This window comes from Pseudomonas sp. KH_024_B2 (assembly GCF_057839965.1).
Genome location: NZ_CM174502.1, coordinates 14,434 through 31,417 on the forward strand (window position 1 = coordinate 14,434; position 16,984 = coordinate 31,417).

16 protein-coding genes are annotated in these 16,984 nt (G+C 60.5%); 6 read left to right on the forward strand and 10 right to left on the reverse strand.

Annotated elements, in window-relative coordinates:
* Positions 1–19: 19 nt before the first annotated feature.
* From AC3I0A_RS00070 to def, 5 genes are all read right to left on the reverse strand, one after another.
* Complete coding sequence (locus AC3I0A_RS00070; RefSeq protein ID WP_489375586.1) at positions 20–334, reverse strand: tetratricopeptide repeat protein; 315 nt, start codon at positions 332–334, stop codon at positions 20–22.
* A gap of 178 nt (positions 335–512) precedes the next feature.
* The gene (gene trkA / locus AC3I0A_RS00075; RefSeq protein ID WP_489375587.1) at positions 513–1,886 is read right to left on the reverse strand and encodes a Trk system potassium transporter TrkA; all 1,374 of its coding nucleotides are present in this window, start codon (positions 1,884–1,886) and stop codon (positions 513–515) included.
* A gap of 21 nt (positions 1,887–1,907) precedes the next feature.
* Positions 1,908–3,248 carry a 16S rRNA (cytosine(967)-C(5))-methyltransferase RsmB gene (rsmB, locus tag AC3I0A_RS00080; protein WP_489375588.1) on the reverse strand — a complete coding sequence of 447 codons (1,341 nt, stop codon included), beginning with the start codon at positions 3,246–3,248 and terminating at the stop codon, positions 1,908–1,910.
* Entirely contained in the window at positions 3,245–4,204 is a 960-nt protein-coding gene (gene fmt, locus AC3I0A_RS00085; RefSeq protein ID WP_489375589.1) for a methionyl-tRNA formyltransferase, read from the reverse strand. The genes rsmB and fmt overlap by 4 nt, the downstream gene beginning before the upstream one ends.
* Before the next feature lie 69 nt (positions 4,205–4,273).
* Positions 4,274–4,780 carry a peptide deformylase gene (def, locus tag AC3I0A_RS00090; RefSeq protein WP_489375590.1) on the reverse strand — a complete coding sequence of 169 codons (507 nt, stop codon included), beginning with the start codon at positions 4,778–4,780 and terminating at the stop codon, positions 4,274–4,276.
* Between the two features lie 154 nt (positions 4,781–4,934).
* Here def and AC3I0A_RS00095 point away from each other — a divergent pair, with 154 nt between their 5' ends.
* The 3 genes from AC3I0A_RS00095 (at position 4,935) to tsaC (ending at position 7,765) form a co-directional block, all read left to right on the forward strand.
* A complete protein-coding gene (locus tag AC3I0A_RS00095; protein WP_489375591.1) occupies positions 4,935–5,960 on the forward strand; it encodes a LysM peptidoglycan-binding domain-containing protein in 1,026 nt (341 codons plus the stop codon).
* An 89-nt stretch (positions 5,961–6,049) separates the two neighbouring features.
* Entirely contained in the window at positions 6,050–7,153 is a 1,104-nt protein-coding gene (dprA, locus tag AC3I0A_RS00100; RefSeq protein WP_489375592.1) for a DNA-processing protein DprA, read from the forward strand.
* 54 nt (positions 7,154–7,207) lie between these two features.
* Entirely contained in the window at positions 7,208–7,765 is a 558-nt protein-coding gene (gene tsaC / locus AC3I0A_RS00105) for an L-threonylcarbamoyladenylate synthase type 1 TsaC (protein WP_489375593.1), read from the forward strand.
* A 163-nt stretch (positions 7,766–7,928) separates the two neighbouring features.
* Here the strand turns inward: tsaC and AC3I0A_RS00110 are convergent, their stop codons facing one another.
* Positions 7,929–8,906 (reverse strand): NADPH:quinone reductase, encoded by a 978-nt coding sequence (locus AC3I0A_RS00110; RefSeq protein WP_489375594.1) that lies wholly within the window; start codon positions 8,904–8,906, stop codon positions 7,929–7,931.
* A 167-nt stretch (positions 8,907–9,073) separates the two neighbouring features.
* Between AC3I0A_RS00110 and hemF the strand changes: the two genes are divergently transcribed.
* Both hemF and aroE read left to right on the forward strand, forming a co-directional pair.
* Complete coding sequence (hemF, locus tag AC3I0A_RS00115; RefSeq protein WP_489375595.1) at positions 9,074–9,988, forward strand: oxygen-dependent coproporphyrinogen oxidase; 915 nt, start codon at positions 9,074–9,076, stop codon at positions 9,986–9,988.
* Between the two features lie 13 nt (positions 9,989–10,001).
* On the forward strand, positions 10,002–10,823 hold the full coding sequence (gene aroE, locus AC3I0A_RS00120; protein WP_489375596.1) for a shikimate dehydrogenase: 822 nt from the start codon (positions 10,002–10,004) through the stop codon (positions 10,821–10,823).
* 160 nt (positions 10,824–10,983) lie between these two features.
* On the opposite strand, the gene AC3I0A_RS00125 is transcribed toward aroE, so the two are convergent.
* From AC3I0A_RS00125 to betC, 3 genes are all read right to left on the reverse strand, one after another.
* Positions 10,984–12,552 carry a SulP family inorganic anion transporter gene (locus AC3I0A_RS00125; protein WP_489375597.1) on the reverse strand — a complete coding sequence of 523 codons (1,569 nt, stop codon included), beginning with the start codon at positions 12,550–12,552 and terminating at the stop codon, positions 10,984–10,986.
* 195 nt (positions 12,553–12,747) lie between these two features.
* Positions 12,748–13,680: a choline ABC transporter substrate-binding protein gene (choX, locus tag AC3I0A_RS00130; protein WP_489375598.1), complete on the reverse strand. Its 933-nt coding sequence runs from the start codon at positions 13,678–13,680 to the stop codon at positions 12,748–12,750.
* 15 nt (positions 13,681–13,695) lie between these two features.
* A complete protein-coding gene (betC, locus tag AC3I0A_RS00135; protein WP_489375599.1) occupies positions 13,696–15,210 on the reverse strand; it encodes a choline-sulfatase in 1,515 nt (504 codons plus the stop codon).
* A 114-nt stretch (positions 15,211–15,324) separates the two neighbouring features.
* Here betC and AC3I0A_RS00140 point away from each other — a divergent pair, with 114 nt between their 5' ends.
* Positions 15,325–16,275, forward strand: coding sequence for a choline sulfate utilization transcriptional regulator (locus AC3I0A_RS00140; RefSeq protein WP_489375600.1), 951 nt, complete (start codon positions 15,325–15,327; stop codon positions 16,273–16,275).
* Here AC3I0A_RS00140 and AC3I0A_RS00145 read toward each other — a convergent pair.
* Positions 16,262–16,930 (reverse strand): NAD(P)-dependent oxidoreductase, encoded by a 669-nt coding sequence (locus AC3I0A_RS00145; RefSeq protein ID WP_489375601.1) that lies wholly within the window; start codon positions 16,928–16,930, stop codon positions 16,262–16,264. The two genes, AC3I0A_RS00140 and AC3I0A_RS00145, sit on opposite strands and share 14 nt — an antisense overlap.
* Positions 16,931–16,984 lie beyond the last annotated feature (54 nt).

The window sequence follows — 16,984 nt, forward strand, 5'->3', positions numbered from 1 at the left end:
AGGCATAGGACTGAATTGATCAGTTCGCCTTGCGCTCGAGTTTCTTCAGAAACACCGTCATTTCCTTTTCCGCCTGCTTGTCGCCATGACCGCGCGCGGCTTCGAGCCCCTGTTCCCAGGCCTGGCGAGCAGCCGGGTAATCGGCCAGCGCCAGATGTGCCTTGCCGAGCAGCTTCCAGGCAGCGGAATACTTCGGATCGAAATCTACACAGCGTTGGAAATGCTCGGCCGCCTTGGCGTTATCGCCCAGATCCAGATACCCCTTGCCCAGGCCGAAGCGCAGCAGGGAGTTATCCACACCCTTGGCGAGCATTTTTTCCAGGGATTCGATCATCTGTGGATTCCTTAAAGGGTTGAATCTGACTGGTTTCGGCAAGGCTGCAATTGCTATCGCGAGCAAGCTCGCTCCCACAGTAGATCTTCAGTGAACACAGATTCTGTGTATGACAAAGATCCAGTGTGGGAGCGAGCTTGCTCGCGATGACGGCATAACTGCTTACGCAAATTCTGGATCAGAAAAAGCTCAACCCCACATGAAACAGCTTCTCCACATCGCGAATATGCTTTTTATCCACAAGGAACAGAATCACGTGGTCACCGGCTGTGATCACCGTGTCATCGTGGGCGATGATGACTTCTTCGTCACGGATGATCGCACCGATCGTCGTGCCCGGCGGCAAACCGATGTCTTCGATAGCGCGGCCGATCACTTTGCTCGACTTGGCGTCGCCATGGGCAATGGCCTCAATGGCCTCCGCTGCACCACGGCGCAACGAGTGAACGCTGACGATATCGCCGCGACGCACGTGGGCCAGCAAGGTGCCAATGGTCGCCAGCTGCGGACTGATGGCGATATCGATGTCGCCACCCTGGATCAGATCGACATAGGCCGGGTTGTTGATGATGGTCATCACCTTCTTTGCACCCAGGCGTTTGGCCAGCAGCGATGACATGATGTTGGCTTCATCATCGTTGGTCAGCGCCAGGAAGATATCGGCGTCGGCGATGTTCTCTTCCAGCAGCAAGTCGCGGTCTGATGCGCTGCCCAGCAACACCACGGTGCTGTCGAGGGTGTCCGAGAGGTAGCGGCAACGCGCCGGGTTCATCTCGATGATCTTCACCTGGTAGCGGCTTTCGATGGCCTCGGCCAGGCGCTCGCCGATCTGTCCGCCACCGGCGATCACGATGCGTTTGTAGTTTTCATCGAGGCGGCGCATTTCGCTCATTACCGCACGAATATTCGCTTTGGCAGCGATGAAAAATACTTCGTCGTCCGCTTCGATCACCGTATCGCCCTGGGGCAGGATCGGCCGGTCGCGACGGAAGATGGCTGCAACCCGGGTGTCGACGTTGGGCATGTGCTCGCGCAATTGCCGCAACTGCTGACCCACCAACGGTCCGCCGTAGTAGGCCTTGACCGCCACCAGTTGCGCCTTTCCTTCGGCGAAGTCGATCACCTGCAAGGCGCCGGGATGTTCGATCAGACGTTTGATGTAGTTGGTGACCACCTGCTCCGGGCTGATCAGCACGTCGACCGGAATCGCATCGTTGTCGAACAGACCGGCGCGAGTCAGGTAAGCCGCTTCGCGGACACGGGCGATCTTGGTCGGGGTGTGAAACAGGGTGTGGGCGACCTGACAAGCAACCATGTTGGTTTCGTCGCTGTTGGTCACCGCCACCAGCATGTCGGCATCGTCCGCGCCGGCCTGACGCAGTATTGTCGGGAGCGAACCGCGGCCTTGAACGGTACGGATATCGAGCCGGTCGCCGAGATCGCGCAGACGCTCGCCGTCGGTGTCGACCACCGTGATGTCGTTGGCTTCGCTGGCCAGGTGTTCCGCCAGCGAACCGCCGACCTGCCCTGCGCCGAGGATGATGATTTTCATCCAGTCACTCCCTTAAACCGGTTAACCGCGCGCGGCGGCAATCTTGATCAACTTGGCGTAGTAGAAACCGTCATGGCCGCCCTCTTGCGCCAGCAACTGGCGACCGTGGGGCTGTTTCAGGCCCGCGGCAGGCTGGCGCTCGCCCTTCTGTGTAAGCTGACCGGCGATGTCCAACTCCCGAGCGCCCGGGGTACGGGCAAGGAATGCCTCGATGACTTCGGTGTTCTCGGTCGGCAAGGTCGAGCAGGTGGCGTACAGCAGGATGCCGCCGACTTCGAGGGTCGGCCACAGGGCGTCGAGCAGTTCGCCTTGCAGCATGGCCAACGCGGCGATGTCGTCGGGCTGACGGGTCAGTTTGATGTCCGGGTGACGGCGAATCACCCCGGTGGCCGAGCAAGGCGCGTCCAGCAGAATCCGCTGGAATGGCTTGCCGTCCCACCATTTGGCGGTGTCGCGGCCGTCGGCGGCAATCAGCTCGGCGCTGAGGCCAAGACGCTCGAGGTTCTCTTTTACGCGAACCAGACGCTTGGCTTCCAGATCCACCGCCACCACGCCGGCCAACTCAGGTTCGATCTCCATGATGTGGCAAGTCTTGCCGCCCGGCGCGCAGCAGGCGTCGAGCACCCGTTGGCCTGGCGCGAGATCCAGCAGGTCGGCGGCCAGTTGCGCGGCTTCGTCCTGTACGCTGATCCAGCCTTCGGCAAAGCCCGGCAGATTGCGGACGTCGCCCGGCTCGTCGAGCACGATGCCGTCCTGGCTGTAGACACACGCTTTGCCAGCCACACCGGCGTCGCTCAGCAGCTTGAGATAAGCATCGCGGGAATGATGGCGACGATTGACCCGCAGGATCATCGGCGGGTGAGCGTTATTCGCTGCGCAGATGGCTTCCCACTGTTCAGGCCAGAAGGCTTTCAGGGATTTTTGCAGCCAGCGCGGGTGGGCGGTGCGCACCACCGGGTCGTGCTCAAGCTCGCTCAGCAGCGCTTCGCTTTCGCGCTGAGCGCGGCGCAGCACGGCGTTGAGCAGGGCCTTGGCCCAAGGCTTTTTCAGCTTCTCGGCGCAACCGACGGTTTCGCCGATGGCGGCATGGGCCGGGACGCGGGTGTAGAGCAGTTGATAGAGGCCAACCAACAGCAACGCCTCGACATCGGAGTCGGCGGCTTTGAATGGTTTTTGCAGCAACTTGGCCGCCAAGGCCGACAAACGCGGTTGCCAGCGGGCGGTACCGAAGGCCAGATCCTGGGTAAACCCACGATCACGAAGCTCGACTTTATCAAGCTGCGTCGGCAAGGAACTATTGAGTGAAGCTTTACCGTTGAGTACGGCTGTCAGGGCTTTTGCAGCGGCCAGACGCGGGTTCATTGAGCGTCTGCCATTTGGCCGAGCACGGTGCCTACAGCGAATTTCTCGCGGCGGCTATTGAACAAGTCGCTGAAGTTCAGCGCCTTGCCGCCGGGCAACTGCAGACGGGTCAGGCACAAGGCCTGCTCACCGCAAGCGACGATCAGGCCGTCCTTGCTGGCGCTGAGCACTTCACCCGGGGCGCCCTGGCCATCGGCGAGGCTCGCAGCAAGGACTTTCAGGGCTTCGCCATTGAGGGTGCTATGGCAGATCGGCCATGGATTGAAGGCGCGGACCAGCCGTTCCAGCTCGACGGCCGGGCGACTCCAGTCGATGCGCGCCTCGTCCTTGTTCAATTTGTGGGCGTAGGTGGCGAGGCTGTCGTCCTGCACTTCCCCTTCCAGAATGCCAGCGGCCAGGCCGGCGATCGCTTGAACCACAGCTGGCGGGCCCATCTCGGCGAGTCGGTCATGCAGGCTACCGCCGGTATCGTCGGCGCCGATTGGCGTGGTGACCTTGAGCAGCATCGGCCCGGTGTCCAGGCCAAGTTCCATGCGCATCACCGTCACGCCGCTTTCGGTATCACCGGCTTCGACCGCGCGCTGAATCGGCGCCGCTCCACGCCAGCGCGGCAGCAACGACGCGTGGCTGTTGATGCAGCCTAGCCGCGGGATATCCAGCACCACCTGCGGCAGGATCAGGCCGTAGGCGACTACCACCAGCAAGTCCGGCTTGAGGGCGGCCAGTTCGGCTTGAGCATCGGCATTGCGCAGGGTCGGCGGTTGCAGGACGACGATCCCGTTCTCCAGTGCAAGTTGCTTGACCGGGCTCGGCATCAGTTTTTGCCCACGACCCGCCGGACGATCCGGCTGGGTGTAGACCGCAACGATCTCATACGGGCTGTCGAGCAGGGCCTTGAGGTGTTCGGCGGCAAATTCTGGGGTGCCGGCAAAGACGATGCGCAGTGGCTCAGTCATGGGAGTTCTCGGTTGAAAGCACGCGAAAAAGAAAAAGGCTTGCCGCTGCAAGCCTTTGGAAGAAGGGAATCAAGCGTGCTGGCGATGCAGTTTTTCCAGCTTCTTCTTGATCCGGTCGCGTTTGAGCGTGGACAGGTAATCGACGAACAATTTGCCATTGAGGTGGTCGCATTCGTGTTGAATGCACACTGCCAGCAGGCCTTCGGCGATGATCTCGTAAGGTTGACCGTCACGGTCCAGCGCGTTGATCTTCACACGCTGCGGGCGTACGACATTTTCGTAGAAACCCGGTACCGAGAGACAGCCTTCCTGATATTCGCCCATCTCGTCGGTCAGGACTTCAAACTCGGGGTTGATGAACACCCGTGGTTCGCTGCGGTCTTCGGAGAGGTCCATGACAACGATGCGTTTATGCACATTGACCTGGGTCGCCGCCAGGCCGATGCCGGGAGCTTCATACATTGTTTCAAACATGTCATCGACCAACTGACGCACTTCGTCGTCCACTACGGCCACAGGTTTGGCGATAGTGCGCAAGCGCGAGTCAGGGAATTCGAGGATGTCTAAAATGGCCATAAGCGTAATTGCTGCACGTGTGAGGTAAAGTCAAAGTCGATTGCCTGGCAGGTCCGCAGACTCCGGCTACCGTTGTAAAACGTTCTCCTGGAAGGGAGCGAGCCACGGGGCTCTGGCGTTTCACGCGAACGTACATAATAAAGGGATTCACTGCATGAGGAAATCACTACTCGCCCTGCTGTTGTTGGCCTCGGCCGGTATCGCGCAGGCGCAAGTGCAACTCAAGGACGGTTTTCCACAGCATTACACCGTGGTGACGGGTGACACACTCTGGGACATTTCCGGGAAATTTCTCCGCGAACCCTGGAAATGGCCGGAGATCTGGCAGGTCAACCCGCACATCGAAAACCCCAATCTCATCTACCCCGGCGACTCGCTGTCACTGGTCTACGTCAACGGCCAGCCACGCTTGACCCTCAATCGCGGGGCGTCGCGAGGCACCATCAAACTGTCTCCGCGAATTCGCAGCACACCGGTGGCCGACGCCATTCCGAGTATTCCGCTGCAAGCGATCAACAGCTTCTTGCTGAGCAACCGCATCGTCGACACGGCCTCGGACTTCGACAAAGCGCCGTATATCGTCGCCGGTGATGCTGAGCGGGTGCTCAGTGGCACGGGGGACCGGATCTACGCACGGGGCAAATTCGACCCGCCTCAATCGGTCTACGGCATCTTCCGTCAGGGCAAGGTCTACACCGACCCGCAGAACAAGGAGTTCCTCGGGATCAACGCCGACGATATCGGTGGCGGTGAAATCGTTGCCACTGAGGGCGATGTCGCGACATTGGCCCTGCAACGCACCACTCAAGAGGTTCGCCTCGGCGACCGGTTGTTCAGCGGCGAAGAGCGGGCGATCAACTCGACCTTCATGCCCAGCTCGCCACAAGGCGAGATCAACGGCCTGATCATCGATGTACCACGCGGTGTGACGCAGATTGGCGTGCTCGACGTGGTGACACTGAACAAGGGCCGTCGTGATGGCCTGGCGGAAGGCAACGTGCTGGCGGTGATGAAAACCGGCGAAACCGTCCGTGATCGGGTGACGGGCAGCGAAGTGAAAATCCCTGATGAGCGTGCCGGGTTGCTGATGGTGTTCCGCACCTACGAAAAGCTCAGCTATGGCCTTGTGCTGAATGCATCACGGTCTTTGGCGGTGATGGACAAGGTCCGAAATCCTTAGAAAAAACAGTAATTCTCAACAAGTTACCAACAGACTTATCCACAGCTTGTTGCTGTTTCGGCAAGCCTTATAACGATCAAGGATGATCTATGTCGCCGTTCGCTATTACCCCGGTTTCGCCTGCGGAACTGGAAGCCCGTTTGCGCTTGCACCGTTTGCCGGAACTCGGTCCCCGGCGCTTTCAGAAGTTGCTCGAAGCCTTTGGTTCGGCCTCCGCGGCCATCAGCGCACCCGCCGGCGCATGGCGCGCGCTGGGTCTGCCTGCTGCGAGTTTTGATGCCCGGCGCAGCCCCGAAATTCGCGATGGCGCCAGCCATGCATTGGCCTGGCTTGAGCGTCCGGGCCAGCATTTACTGATGTGGGACCAGCCTGGCTACCCTGCTCTGCTGGCGGAACTGTGCGATGCCCCGCCGCTGTTATTTGTGGCCGGCGATCCGGGCATTCTGGAAAAACCGCAGTTGGCGATGGTCGGCAGTCGCCGGGCTTCCCGCCCTGGAATGGACACCGCCGCGGCGTTTTCCCGCAGCCTTGCCGGTGCCGGTTTTGTCATCACCAGCGGTTTGGCACTGGGTATCGACAGCGCCGCGCATCAGGCGGCACTGGACGTGGGCGGGCAGACTGTCGGCGTGCTGGGCACGGGGCTCGAAAATTTTTATCCACAGCGCAACCGCCAGCTGGCCGAGGCGATGATTGCCCAAGGCAGCGCGGTGGTTTCCGAGTTCCCGCTGGACGCCGGGCCCCACGCCAGCAACTTCCCTCGGCGTAATCGAATTATCAGTGGTTTGTCCCTGGGCGTGCTGGTGGTTGAAGCCAGCGTTGCCAGCGGTTCGTTGATCACCGCTCGCCTTGCGGCCGAACAGGGCCGAGAGGTGTATGCAATTCCGGGATCGATCCACCATCCCGGTGCCCGTGGTTGCCATCAGTTGATCCGCGAGGGTGCGGTGCTGGTGGAAACCATCGAACATATCCTCGAAGCCTTGCGTGGCTGGCAAAATCTGGCGCCATCCGAGGTGGCGCCAGTGAAAGCCGATCATCCGTTGTTGCGCTTGCTGCATGCAGCGCCCCACACCAGTGAAGCCTTGGCCGGTGCCAGCGGCTGGGCGTTGCCGAAAGTCTTGGCCGCGCTGACGGAGTTCGAGATGGACGGCCGTGCCGTCTGCGAAAGCGGACGCTGGTTTGCACGCGTAAACTAGGTTTTATAAGGAAGATCGGTAAACTGCGCTCAGCCTTATTCCGGAGAGTCAGTAATGGTCAACAGTTGGCGTGTGCAACAAGCCGCACGAGAAATTCGCGCAGGGGCGGTGATTGCCTACCCAACCGAAGCCGTCTGGGGCCTGGGTTGCGACCCATGGAACGAAGAGGCGGTGGATCGCTTGTTGGCGATCAAGTCGCGGTCTGTGGATAAAGGCTTGATCCTGATCGCTGACAACATCCGTCAGTTCGATTTTCTCTTCGAAGATTTTCCGCAAACCTGGATGGACCGCATGGCCAGCACCTGGCCCGGGCCCAATACCTGGCTGGTGCCGCATCAGGGCTTGCTGCCGGAATGGATCACCGGAGTTCACGACACCGTGGCCTTGCGGGTCAGTGATCACCCGCAAGTCCGGGATTTGTGCGCGCTGGTCGGACCGCTGGTGTCGACCTCGGCCAACCCTCAGGGCCGGCCGGCGGCGCGTACACGGATTCGCGTCGAGCAGTATTTCCGTGGGCAAATCGATCTGGTGCTGGGCGGTAACCTCGGCGGGCGCAAGAACCCGAGCCTGATTCGTGATCTGGCGACCGGCAAAATCGTTCGTCCGGGTTGAGTCCACAGCAGAACCCCTGTGGCGAGGGAGCTTGCTCCCGCTGGATTGCGCAGCAATCCTAAAACCTGCAACCGCGTTTTATCTGACGGAACGCACTCGCAGGATTTGCGACCGCTACGCGGTCGAGCGGGAGCAAGCTCCCTCGCCACAAAGGCAGCCAGCCTTACGGCAACAAAATCGTCGACCCGGTCGTACGTCGTGCCGACAACTCGGTCTGCGCCTTGGCCGCTTCAGCCAGTGGATACCGCTGGCTGATATCAACCTTGATCTTGCCGCTGATGATCATCCCGAACAGCTCATCGGCCATGGTTTGCAGGTTCTCGGCATTGTTGGCGTAGGTCGCCAGCGTCGGGCGGGTCACGTACAACGAGCCCTTCGCCGCCAGAATGCCCAGGTTCACACCGTCCACCGCACCCGAGGCGTTGCCGAAGCTCACCAACAGGCCGCGCGGTGCCAGGCAGTCCAGCGAGGTGAGCCAGGTGTCTTTGCCGACACCGTCATAGACCACTGGGCACTTCTTGCCGTCAGTCAGTTCCAGCACACGCTGTACGACGTTTTCCTTGCTGTAGTCGATGGTTTCCCACGCGCCGAGGGATTTGGCGAGGGTGGCTTTTTCAGGCGAGCTGACCGTGCCGATCAACTTCACGCCCAGCGCCTTGGCCCATTGGCAGGCCAAGGAACCAACGCCACCGGCCGCTGCGTGGAACAGGATGGTTTCGCCACCTTTGAGGTCATAGGTCTGACGCAGCAGGTATTGCACGGTCAGGCCTTTAAGCATCACGCCAGCGGCCGTTTCGAAGCTGATAGCGTCCGGCAGTTGCACCAGATTGCTCGCCGGCAGCACATGCACATCGCTGTAAGCGCCCAGCGGACCGCTGCCATAGGCGACGCGATCGCCGATTTTGAATTGAGTGACTTCGCTGCCGACGGCCTCGACCACGCCCGCGCCTTCGGCACCCAGGCCCGATGGCAAGGACGGCGGCGCATACAGGCCGCTGCGGAAGTAGGTGTCGATGAAATTCAGGCCGATGGCCTTGTTGCTGACGCGAACCTGTTGCGGACCCGGCGCTGCCGGTTGATAGTCCACATATTCGAGTACTTCGGGGCCGCCATGGGCACGGAACTGGATACGTTTGGCCATCTGCAATCTCCTTGGGGCATTTTGCGAAAGGTCCCTATCGGACTCCTAAGCTTGACCTTCGTCAACTGCGGTGGGGCAAGTTGCAGTGTTATGCTACGCGCCCATTTGCGCCGGCCTCCCGCTCCGATCGAAGTGCCGCGTAGCTTTGCCCGATTCAAGGTGATGCCATGACTACCCGCACCGAGGCCGTAAAAGCCTATCTGCTCGACCTGCAAGACCGTATTTGCGCTGCTCTGGAAGCCGAAGACGGTGGCACTCGTTTCGTCGAAGACGCCTGGACCCGGCCTGCCGGTGGTGGTGGCCGCACACGGGTGATCGAGAATGGTCAAGTCATCGAAAAAGGCGGCGTGAACTTTTCCCACGTGTTCGGCAGCGGTTTACCACCGTCCGCCAGCGCCCATCGGCCTGAACTGGCCGGTCGCGGTTTTGAAGCCCTCGGCGTGTCCCTGGTGATTCACCCGCACAACCCTCATGTGCCGACCTCTCACGCCAATGTGCGTTTTTTCATCGCCGAAAAGGAAGGTGAAGAGCCGGTCTGGTGGTTCGGCGGCGGTTTCGACCTGACCCCGTATTACGGCGTCGAAGAAGACTGCGTGCACTGGCACCGCGTCGCCGAGCAAGCGTGCGCGCCCTTCGGGCCGGACGTCTACTCGCGTTACAAAGCCTGGTGCGACAGCTATTTCTACATCAAGCACCGCAACGAGCCGCGAGGCATCGGCGGCCTGTTCTTCGATGACCTGAACGAGTGGGACTTCGACACCAGCTTCGCGTTCATCCGCGCCATCGGTGACGCCTATATCGAAGCCTATCTACCAATCGTCCATCGTCGCAAAGCGCAGGCGTACACCGAGAAACAACGGGAATTCCAGGAGTTTCGCCGGGGTCGCTACGTCGAGTTCAACCTGGTGTACGACCGTGGCACGCTGTTCGGCCTGCAATCGGGCGGGCGTACCGAATCGATTCTGATGTCGCTGCCACCGCAAGTGCGCTGGAGCTACGATTGGAAAGCCGAGCCTGGCAGCGAAGAAGCACGGTTGACCGAATACTTTCTGCAGGACCGTGACTGGCTGGCCAAGGGCTGAATGAGGAATGTTGATGGACCGTTACGTCGTATTCGGTAACCCGATTGGCCACAGCAAATCGCCGCTTATCCATCGCCTGTTTGCCGAGCAGACCGCTCAGCGACTGGACTACAGCACTTTGCTGGCGCCGCTCGACGACTTTTCCAGCTGTGCCAAGGCGTTTTTCCTTGAAGGCCGGGGCGCTAACGTCACGGTGCCGTTCAAGGAAGAAGCCTATCGCCTGGCCAATAGCCTGACGGCACGGGCGCAGAGGGCTGGAGCGGTCAACACCTTGAGCAAACTCGCCGACGGCAGCTTGCTGGGGGATAACACCGATGGCGCCGGGCTGGTGCGGGATCTGACCGTCAATGCCGGGTTAAGCCTCAAGGACAAACGCATTCTGCTGCTGGGTGCCGGCGGCGCGGTGCGCGGTGCGCTGGAGCCGTTACTGGCCGAGCAACCGTCGTCGGTGATCATCGCCAACCGCACGCTGGAAAAAGCCGAGTTGCTGGCTGAGTTGTTCGCCGATCTCGGTCCGGTGTCCGCCAGCGGCTTCGACTGGCTGCAAGAGCCGGTGGACCTGATCATCAACGCTACGTCAGCCAGCCTGTCGGGCGATGTACCGCCGATTGCCGGCAGCTTGATCGAGCCGGGCAAGACGGTTTGCTACGACATGATGTACAGCAAGGAACCGACTGCCTTCTGCCGCTGGGCCAGTGAACACGGCGCTGCGGTAGCAATGGATGGTCTGGGGATGCTGGCGGAACAGGCGGCCGAAGCCTTCTACCTGTGGCGCGGCGTGCGCCCGGATACGGCGCCGGTGCTGGCAGAGTTGCGGCGGTTGTTGGCGTTGTAACTGGCGGCGCGGGCTTTTGTGGCGAGGGAGCTTGCTCCCGCTGGGCTGCGTAGCAGTCCTAAAACCTGCAATTGCGGTCTGTCAGGTATAACGCGTCCACCGGTTTTACGGGTGCTTCGCCCCCGAGCGGGAGCAAGCTCCCTCGCCACAGGGGGCGTGTTCAATCCTCAAACAGAATCGGGCATTTCTCCGTCCCTTCGAGCTTCCTCAATTCTTCCACCACCTGCGGCCGCGCCCGTCGCAGGGTCAGGCTGCGGTCCTGCCGCAGTAACCGCCGTGCTTCCTGATGAAGCATTTCCACCCCGGAATAGTCGATGAAGTTGATCTGCTGCGCATCGATCACCACCCTCGAACCATGGAGGCGTTGCAGGCGCACTTGCAGGTAATGGCTGGCGCCGAAGAAAATCGAGCCCCCGACCCGCAGAACATCGTCCTCACCGTCGCGCCAATGCTGCACCCGCGGTTGCGAAGTGCGTTTGAGGTAGAAGAACAGCGAGGCGAGTACCCCGGCGTAGATTGCAGTCTGCAATTCCAGCAACAAGGTCGCGACGCAGGTCAGCGCCATGACCACGAACTCGGCGCGGCTGACCCGGAATAGCGACCGAATACCGCGGTGGTCCACCAGTCCCCAACTGATCAGCAGAATACTCCCGGCCATGCTCGGGATCGGGATACGCGCGATCAACACCGCGCCGGTCACGGCGAACAACGCCACCCATAACGCGGAAAACACCCCGGCTAACGGCGAGCAGGCGCCGGCTTCGTAGCTCAGGCCAGAACGGGTGAACGAGCCGGCCGATAGAGAACCGGAGAAAAAGCCGCCGACGATATTGGATAGGCCCTGAGCACGAACTTCCTGGTTAGCGTCGAGAAGCTGCTGCGAACGAGCGGACAACGAGCGGGCAATCGACAGGCTGGTAACCAAACCGAGCATCCCCACCGCTACCGCGCTGGGTAACAGGCGCAGCACCAGATCCAGATCCATCGGCAGCGGGCTGAAGGGCGGTAGCTTGCCGACGAACGAACTCACCAGCTTTACATGACCGAACATCGCCGGCCATAGCCAAACCAGCAGGCCGCTCAGCGCCAAGGTGATCAACAGTGTCGGCCAGCGTGGCAGCAGGAGTTTCAGAATGATGCCCAGCGCCAGAGTGCCAAGCCCCAGAACCAGTGACGGCCAATCCAGAGCGCCGACATGGCTGATCAGCGATATCAGACTGTTCAGCGCCGTGGCCTGATTGGGCAGGTCCAGACCCAACAGGTTGGGCAATTGCCCAAGCGCGATCACCACTGCGGCGCCAAGGGTGAAGCCCAGTACCACCGAATGGGAGACGAAATTCACCAGCGCGCCGAAGCGCAGCATGCCCAGCAGCCACTGGAAAACTCCGGCGAGGAAGGTCAGCAACAGGATCAGTGTGACGTAGTCCTGCGAACCGGGTACAGCCAAAGGGCTGACACTGGCATACAGCACAATGGAAATCGCCGCGGTCGGGCCGCAGATCAGATGCCAAGACGAACCCCAGAGGCAGGCAATCAATACCGGGATTATCGCGGCGTACAAACCGTACTCCGGCGGCAGGCCGGCGATCAGCGCGTAGGCGATGGACTGCGGCAGCGCCAGAATCGCTCCGCTCAGGCCGACGATCAAATCGCGGCCGACACTGGCGCGGGTTTGCCGTGGCAACCAGCTCAGGAAGGGGAAGAGTTTATGGCGATTGGGCCAGGCCATGGATCCTCTCGGTCAGAGATGTGCAAAAAAGGTGTAAGGGTGGGGTTTCAGAGGGTTGGGTGCAAGGTTGAGTTGGCCGATTGATCGTTCCCACGCTCCTGCGTGGGAATGCATCCCGTGACGCTCTGCGTCACATCCAGAGCGGACGCGGAGCGTCCATGGCGGCATTCCCACGCAGAGCGTGGGAACGATCACTCAAAGCTTCGCCTTCACCGCCACCAACGCATCCTTCCCATCCTCGGTTTTCACCCCGTCCAGCCATTTATCCAGCACCGCCGGGTTGGCTTTGATCCAGGCTTTGGCGGCTTGGGCGTTGGTGACTTTCTTGTTCACCACCTCGGCCATGATGCTGTTCTCCATTTCCTGGGTGAAACTCAGGTTGGTCAGCAGCTTGCCGACGTTCGGGCAGGCCTGTGCATAACCCTTGCGGGTCAGGGTGTAGACGCTGCCGGTGTCGCCGAAGTACTTCTCGCCACCCTTGAGGTAATGCATTTTCAGTTGCACGTTCATCGGGTGCGGGGTCCAGCCGAGGAAGGTCACAAACTTCTGCTTCTTAACCGCCCGGGACACTTCGGCCAGCATCGCTTGTTCGCTGGATTCGATCAGCTTCCACTGACCCAGTTCGAAATCGTTTTTCTTGATGATGTCTTGCAACGAGATGTTCGCCGGCGCGCCGGAGCCGATGCCGTAGATTTTCTTGTCGACTTCTTTTGGGTGTAGCTCGGCGTATTTGTTCAGGTCGGCAAAGTCATGCACCCCCGCGTCCCAGACGTAATCCGGCACCGCCAGTGTGAACTCGGTGCCATCCAGATTCTTCGCCAGTTGGGTGACATCGCCATTGGCCACGAATTTGTCGTAGAAGCCCTGCTGCGCCGGCATCCAGTTGCCGAGGAAGACATCCACCTGACCGTCCTTGAGCCCGCCAAAGGTAATCGGCACCGCCAGCGTATCGACCTTGGCCTTGTAGCCCATGCCGTCCAACAAGAAACCGGTGATGGCGTTGGTCGCGGCAATGTCGCTCCAGCCCGGGTCGGCCATTTTCACCGTGTCGCAGCTCTGCTCGGCGTAGGCCGAAACACTGCTCAGAGCCAACAGGCCCGCGGTCAGTATTGTGGATAACTTTTGCATGCTCTTCCCCTTACGTTATTGGTTTTGGCAGGGTTGTGGATAACGAGCCTTACGCTCCAGATCGTCGAGGTCGATGTGGTTGCGCATGTATTGCTGACTGGCGTCTACCAGCGGCTGGTGATCCCAGCTCTTCAGCTTGCCGATGGTCAGCGATTCGGCGACAAAGCGTCGGCGACGCTGGCTGGCGAGCACCTGCTGGTGAATCGCCGGAATATTCCATTTCGCCCGTGCTTCGGCGAGAAAATCGTCAAACAGCTGCCGATGTTGCGGTGATTGGCTGAGTTCTTCCTGCTCACGCGGGTCGTTGTGTATGTCGAAGAGCAGGCACGGGTCGTCTTCGCTGTAGATGAACTTCCAGGCGCCGCGACGGATCATCATCAACGGGCTGATGGTGCCTTCGGCCATGTACTCGCCAAAGACCTCGTCGTGACCAGCCTGACCTTGCAGATGCGGGACCAGCGAGCGGCCGTCCAGCGGCAAGCCCGGCTCCAGCTCTCCGCCAGCCAGCTCCACCAGGGTCGGCAGCAGGTCGGCGGTGGACACCGCAGCACTGACCCGCCCAGCCGCGAATTGCCCTGGCGCACTGACCAGCAGCGGCACACGGGCGGCCATTTCGAACCAGTGCATTTTGTACCAGAGCCCACGCTCGCCGAGCATGTCGCCGTGATCACCGGAGAATACGATGATGGTGTCGTCGATAAGCCCGGTTTCCTCGATGGTTTGCAGGAGTTTGCCGACGTTGCTATCAATATAGCTACATGCGCCGAAATAGGCCCGGCGCGCGTCACGGATTTTATCCACAGGCAGCGGCTTGTCCCACAGGTCGTAAACCTTGAGCAGACGCTGGGAATGCGGATCGAGATCGGTCTGCTCTGGCGTCTGCGGCAGCGGGATATCTTCGTCGCGGTACAGGTCCCAGAACGCTTTGGGAATGGTGTACGGATCGTGGGGGTGAGTCATCGAGACCGTCAGGCAGAACGGCTGATCGCCACCCTCACGGATGTGGTCGAACAGATACTGTTGAGCCTTGAACACCACCTCTTCATCGAAATCCAGCTGATTGGTGCGCACGCACGGGCCGGCCTGCAGCACCGAGGACATGTTGTGATACCAACTCGGGCGTACATCCGGTTCGTCCCAGTTTACTGACCAGCCGTAATCGGCCGGGTAGATATCACTGGTCAGGCGTTCTTCGTAGCCGTGCAGCTGATCCGGGCCGCAAAAATGCATCTTGCCCGATAGCGCGGTGCGGTAGCCGAGGCGCCGCAGGTAGTGGGCATACGTCGGCACATCAGCAGGGAAATCGGCCGCGTTATCGTAGGCGCCGATCTTGCTCGGCAACTGCCCACTGACCAGGGTAAAGCGCGAAGGCGCACAGAGCGGGCTGTTGCAGTAGGCGGCGTCGAACACCACCCCTTGCGCGGCGAGGCGGCTCAGATTGGGCAGTTTGATGGGCGACGGGCCGTAGAACGGCAACATTGGCGCGGCCATTTGATCGGCCATGATGAAAAGAATGTTCTTGCGCTTCATGTGATCGCGGCATTCCATAGTGAATATTTATGCGAAAGTGCTGTGATCGAGAATGCAGCCCGAAAATAGGGTGGTAAAGCCCATGCACGGCAATGACTAGGATAAGCACAGCTTATGTATGACGCCCTTGGTGATTTGTCCCTGGACCTGTTTCGCGCTTTCGAAGCCGCGGCCCGCCACCGCAGCTTTACCGCCGCGGCGGTGGAGCTCGGCACCACCCAGCCAGCCGTCAGCCAGCAGATCAAGCGGCTCGAGGAGCAGCTGGGTACGCGGTTGTTCGACCGGATCTATCGCGGTATCGAACTGACCGAGGCCGGGATGATTCTGTTCGAACAGGTGCAGGCGGGATTGCAGAGCATCGACGCCGGTTTGAGCGCGATCAGCGCCCAGCATCAGCATGAGGTGTTGCAGGTTGCGACCGACTTCGCCTTCGCTGCTTACTGGCTGATGCCGCGGCTGCAGCGCTTCCATGAAGCCAACCCGCAAGTTGATGTCAGCCTGGTCACCAGCGAACGCAGTCACAACATGTTGCGCACCGATATTGATGTCGCCGTATTGTTTGGCAATGGGCGTTTCAAGCAGGGTGAAAGCCATTGGTTGTTCAGCGAAGAAGTGTTTCCGGTGTGCAGCCCACAATTGTTGAAGGATCGTCCGACGCCCTTACCGGCTCATTCGCTGTTGGAGTTTCCGCTGCTGCATTTACGCGGTGAAAACAGCAGCCACTGGTTCGACTGGAGTGGCGTGTTTCGCCAGCTGGGCATCGCTTCGGCGCCCGCCCCGGGGCCATTGCGCTTCGACAACTACACACTGTTGATTCAAGCCGCGATTGCCGGCCAGGGCGTGGCCATCGGCTGGCGGCACCTTGTGGACAATATGTTGGAGCAGGGTTGGCTCTGTCGGCCGATCGCCGAAACGGCGATCTCAAGCTTTGGCTATTACGTGGTTTTGCCCCAGCGCAAACGCCGCGGGCCGCTGATTCAGAAGTTCGTCGATTGGTTGATGGCAGAACAGGCCAGCAGTGCCGAATCGCTGATCGGTGTCGCCCTGCCGTCTATTGCGGTTTAGGGGTCGTCGCCACGAAGTTTACGTGTTGGCCGATGTGCAGGTTGAGGTGCAGCTCATCGGCAATACCGACCGCGACGCGATTGAGCCGCTCAAGCACTGGGGCCAGACCCGGTTCAAGGCTGCTGCTGACATGGCTGAAATGCTCGATGGTCAGCCCGGCCATACCTCGCGGTGCGTTCACCAGCGTCCAGTGCAAGGCACTGCTTTGCAGGGCGTCGAGGATTTCTTCGGCGGCGTGTCGTTGCAGGCTGTCCTCCTCCTGGTCATCCAGCACGGCAAAGTCGCCCACCAGAAACAGCCGATGGATGCCCATCGCCTGCATCCCGTCGATCAACGCATCGACGGCCAGGACTTGCTCGACAGGTCCCGGGATGACGGATTTTTCCACGTGTTCGTGGCTCATCGGCAGCCCTGGCGCATCCAGCAGGCAGATCACCGCCGAACAGCCGGCGACGCTTTGCTTGACCCGCTGGGCATCGAACAGATTACCGATTTTGGTGCGCAAACCCGGACGTGGCGCCAGCGCCGTCAGGTCATCGAGAATGGCGATGACCTCGTGTTGGCGCCGCAGCATCTCAGCCATCAGCGCACTGCCGAGGCTACTCATGGCACCATAGAGCACCAGTTTGACCACCGGGGTTTCGGCGTTTTTCATGGCTGAACTTCTTTCTTTCCTGCAGGTATTAACTTTGACCTATGGGCTGCCTGA